The following is a 3,887-nucleotide window of genomic DNA, read 5'->3' as shown; positions in this document are numbered from 1 at the left end:
CTCGTCGACCATCGCGACCGAGACGACCAGGTCGTCGGCAGCGAGGCCCTCGGTGGTCGTCGCGTTGGCGACGGCGCTCTCCAGCACCTTGTAGACGGTCTCGGAGGCGGCCTGCGGCGCGAACTGCAGCAGGGCCAGGGCCTCGTCGACGGGAAGACCGCGGACCATGTCGACGACACGGCGGGCCTTCATGGGGGTGATGCGCACGTAACGTGCGGCCGCGTAGGCACCCGGCTGGTCGCCCAGCAGGGTCTCCCGGCGGGCGCTGGTGCGCTGGCGCTCGGTGACGCTCATCGACGCTTCCCCTTCCGGTCTTCCTTGACGTGACCCTTGTAGGTGCGGGTCGGTGCGAACTCACCGAGCTTGTGACCGACCATCGAGTCGGTGACGAACACGGGAACGTGCTTGCGACCGTCGTGCACGGCGATGGTGTGGCCGATCATGTCGGGCACGATCATCGACCGGCGCGACCAGGTCTTGATGACGTTGTGGCTGCCCTTCTCGTTCTCGGCGTCCACCTTCTTCTGAAGGTGGTCGTCGATGAAGGGGCCCTTCTTCAGGCTGCGAGGCATGTCGGTTACTTCCTACCCTTGCCGGACTTGCGACGACGAATGATCTGGGAGTCGGACGCCTTGCGCTTGCGCGTGCGGCCCTCCGCCTGGCCCCAGGGCGACACCGGGTGGCGACCACCGGACGTCTTGCCCTCACCACCACCGTGCGGGTGGTCGACCGGGTTCATGACGACACCACGGACGGTCGGGCGCTTGCCCTTCCAGCGCATGCGGCCGGCCTTGCCCCAGTTGATGTTCGACTGCTCGGCGTTGCCGACCTCGCCCACCGTGGCGCGGCAGCGCACGTCGACGTACCGCATCTCGCCCGAGGGCATGCGGAGCGTGGCGCGGCTGCCCTCACGGGCGACGAGCTGGGCGGAGTTGCCGGCCGAGCGGGCGATCTTGGCACCGCCGCCGGGACGCAGCTCCACGCAGTGGATCGTCGTACCGACGGGGATGTTGCGCAGCGGCAGGTTGTTGCCGGGCTTGATGTCGGCGTTGGGGCCCGACTCGACCGCGGTGCCCTGCGTCAGGTCCTTCGGCGCCACGATGTAGCGCTTCTCGCCGTCGGCGTAGTGCAGCAGCGCGATGCGCGCGGTGCGGTTGGGGTCGTACTCGATGTGAGCGACCTTGGCCGGCACGCCGTCCTTGTCATAGCGACGGAAGTCGATGATGCGGTAGGCCCGCTTGTGACCGCCACCCTGGTGCCGGGTGGTGATCCGGCCCTGGTTGTTGCGGCCGCCCTTCTTGGGCAGCGGACGCGTCAGCGACTTCTCCGGCGTGGTCCGGGTGATCTCGACGAAGTCGGCCACCGAGGAGCCGCGACGGCCCGGGGTGGTCGGCTTGTACTTGCGGATTGCCATGTGTGATCAGTCCTATTCCGGCGGTCAGCCGACCTGGCCGAAGATGTCGATGCGGTGACCCTCAGCCAGGCTGACGATGGCGCGCTTGGTGTTGGCGCGCTTGCCGAGCCCGGTCCGGGTACGGCGGGTCTTGCCCTGGCGGTTGATCGTGTTGACCGAGGTCACCTTGACGTTGAAGACCTTCTCGACCGCGATCTTGATCTCGGTCTTGTTGGCGTCCGGACGGACGATGAAGGTGTACTTGTTGGCGTCGAGGAGGCCGTAGCTCTTCTCGGAGACCACCGGTGCGATCAGGATGTCGCGGTGGTCCTTGTGCAGGGTGCTCACTTGTCGTCCTCCTGGGCCGTGGTGCTGCTCGCGGTGCCGTTCACGAAGGCGTCGTAGGCGCCCTGCGTGAAGACCACGTCGTCGGAGGCCAGCACGTCGTAGGTGTTGAGCTGGTCGACGGCGACGATGTGCACCTGCTGCGCGTTGCGCAGCGAGAGCCAGGTCAGCGCGTCGGAGCGCTCGAGCACCACGAGGAAGCGGACACGGTCGCTCAGCGTGGCCAGCGACGCGAGGGCCAGCTTGGTCGACGGCTTATCGCCGGAGACCAGGCCGTCCACGACGTGGATGCGACCGTTGCGGGCCCGGTCCGAGAGGGCACCGCGCAGGGCGGCAGCCTTCATCTTCTTGGGGGTGCGCTGGTCGTAGTCACGCGGCTTGGGGCCGTGCACGACGCCACCACCGGCGAACTGGGGAGCGCGGGTCGAGCCCTGACGGGCGCGGCCGGTGCCCTTCTGCTTGTAGGGCTTGCGGCCACCACCGCGCACCTCCCCACGACGCTTGGTGCTGTGGGTGCCCTGGCGGGCCGCAGCCTGCTGGGCCACCACGACCTGATGGATCAGGGGGACGTTGATCTCGACGCCGAAGATGTCGGCGGGGAAGTCAACCTTGACGGTCTTGACAGACATGCTCAGGCCTCCTTGCCGGAGTCGACGGTCTTCTTGGCAGCCGAGCGGATGACCACGAGACCGCCGCGCGGGCCGGGAACGGCACCCTTGAGCAGGATCAGGCCCTTCTCGGCGTCGATGGCGTGGACCGTGACGTTCTGGGTCGTGACGGTGTCGTTACCCATGCGCCCAGCCATGCGCGTGCCCTTGAAGACACGGCCCGGCGTGGCGCAGGCACCGATCGAGCCCGGCTTGCGGTGGTTGCGGTGGGCACCGTGGGAGGCGCCGACACCGTGGAAGCCGTGACGCTTCATGACACCGGCGAAGCCCTTGCCCTTGCTGGTGCCGGTCACGTCGATCTCGTCGCCGGCCGCGAAGAGCTCGGGAGAGAGCTCCTGGCCCACGGAGTACGACGCGGCGTCGGCGGTGCGGATCTCCACCACGTGACGACGCGGGGTCACCCCGGCCTTGCCGAAGTGGCCGGCCTCGGGCTTGTTGACCTTGCGGGCCTCGATCTCGCCGAAGGAGACCTGGATGGCGTTGTAGCCGTCGGTCTCGGGCGAGCGGACCTGCGTCACGACGTTGGTCGCAGCAGCGATCACGGTCACGGGGACGACGATGTTGTTCTCGTCCCAGAGCTGGGTCATGCCGAGCTTGGTGCCCAGCAGTCCCTTGACATTGCGTTCAAAAGTTCCGGTCATCGCAGATACCTCAGAGCTTGATCTCGATGTCGACACCGGCAGGCAGGTCGAGGCGCATGAGCGAGTCGACCGTCTTCGGCGTGGGGTCGATGATGTCGATGAGGCGCTTGTGGGTGCGCATCTCGAAGTGCTCGCGCGAGTCCTTGTACTTGTGCGGCGAGCGAATGACGCAGAACACGTTCTTCTCGGTCGGCAGCGGCACAGGGCCGGCGACCTTCGCACCCGTGCGGGTGACGGTGTCCACGATCTTGCGCGCCGAGGTGTCGATCACCTCGTGGTCATAGGCCTTGAGCCTGATGCGGATCTTCTGTCCCGCCATAGGTCTCTCTCGTCCTTATCGATCTCGTACCCCCGCCAGGGAGGTACCGCGTTCGGTCTGGGTTTCACGACACGGCCTCGTCGGGTGAGGCCGCACCGCCTGTCTCTCCACCACCCCTCCGCCGACCCCCGCGGTCGGGCGTGTCGCTCATGTTTCGGGCGACACGAGACGCGAGTCTCGATGGTGTTGCGGGTGGCACCCGACCGGTTCGTCGGGCTCATCGCGTCCCCTCCAGATGACCGAGCCGGTGCGGCGCACGCAGAGCACTGAGGTCAATCCGGGAAACGCGATTCAGTGATCAATGTGGTGCCGCATCCGCGCAGACAGTCTGGTGGGACCCGCCGGAGCAACCTGGATATCTTGGCAGAGATCCGCAGGGGCGCCAAATCGGACCGGCACCCGCGTCCGGAGGCCGTCGGCCGGTGGTACGCCGGACGGCGCCCGCCGTGACCYGACAGGATCAGGGCACTCACCAGACGGGGGTCCGATGACCGAGCAGTTCCCGCCGCCCGGGCCCACCG

7 protein-coding genes are annotated in these 3,887 nt (G+C 67.6%); all 7 read right to left on the bottom strand.

Translation table 11 applies throughout. From position 1 onward, the window contains the following. The coding region (gene rplV, locus ACXJKL_RS16490; RefSeq protein WP_457208105.1) for a 50S ribosomal protein L22 at window positions 1-294 on the bottom strand (294 nt) is incomplete at its 3' end. Beyond that, window positions 291-572 carry a 30S ribosomal protein S19 gene (gene rpsS, locus ACXJKL_RS16485; protein ID WP_166317100.1) on the bottom strand — a complete coding sequence of 94 codons (282 nt, stop codon included), beginning with the start codon at window positions 570-572 and terminating at the stop codon, window positions 291-293. The genes rplV and rpsS, both read right to left, overlap by 4 nt. Window positions 573-577: 5 nt before the next feature. Then, window positions 578-1,414 (bottom strand): 50S ribosomal protein L2, encoded by an 837-nt coding sequence (rplB, locus tag ACXJKL_RS16480; RefSeq protein WP_457208104.1) that lies wholly within the window; start codon window positions 1,412-1,414, stop codon window positions 578-580. Between the two features lie 24 nt (window positions 1,415-1,438). After that, entirely contained in the window at window positions 1,439-1,741 is a 303-nt protein-coding gene (gene rplW / locus ACXJKL_RS16475; protein WP_056887115.1) for a 50S ribosomal protein L23, read from the bottom strand. Further along, complete coding sequence (gene rplD, locus ACXJKL_RS16470; RefSeq protein ID WP_457208103.1) at window positions 1,738-2,367, bottom strand: 50S ribosomal protein L4; 630 nt, start codon at window positions 2,365-2,367, stop codon at window positions 1,738-1,740. Before rplD ends, rplW begins: the two co-directional genes overlap by 4 nt. A gap of 2 nt (window positions 2,368-2,369) precedes the next feature. Continuing rightward, window positions 2,370-3,047, bottom strand: a complete 678-nt coding sequence (gene rplC / locus ACXJKL_RS16465; protein ID WP_457208102.1) for a 50S ribosomal protein L3 — start codon at window positions 3,045-3,047, stop codon at window positions 2,370-2,372. 10 nt (window positions 3,048-3,057) lie between these two features. Next, a complete protein-coding gene (rpsJ, locus tag ACXJKL_RS16460; protein WP_007078637.1) occupies window positions 3,058-3,366 on the bottom strand; it encodes a 30S ribosomal protein S10 in 309 nt (102 codons plus the stop codon). Window positions 3,367-3,887 lie beyond the last annotated feature (521 nt).

The organism is Nocardioides sp. P5_C9_2 (assembly GCF_054049555.1).
The sequence above is the reverse complement of the archived record's forward strand: the minus strand, read 5'-3'. Positions and strand labels throughout refer to the sequence as shown.

Excerpts from the sequence above, each read along its gene's own strand:
- rplD (WP_457208103.1), bottom strand. The coding sequence starts at position 2,367 with ATGTCTGTCAAGACCGTCAAGGTTGACTTCCCCGCCGACATCTTCGGC.
- rplB (WP_457208104.1), bottom strand. The coding sequence starts at position 1,414 with ATGGCAATCCGCAAGTACAAGCCGACCACCCCGGGCCGTCGCGGCTCC.
- rpsJ (WP_007078637.1), bottom strand. The coding sequence starts at position 3,366 with ATGGCGGGACAGAAGATCCGCATCAGGCTCAAGGCCTATGACCACGAG.
- rpsS (WP_166317100.1), bottom strand. The coding sequence starts at position 572 with ATGCCTCGCAGCCTGAAGAAGGGCCCCTTCATCGACGACCACCTTCAG.
- rplC (WP_457208102.1), bottom strand. The coding sequence starts at position 3,047 with ATGACCGGAACTTTTGAACGCAATGTCAAGGGACTGCTGGGCACCAAG.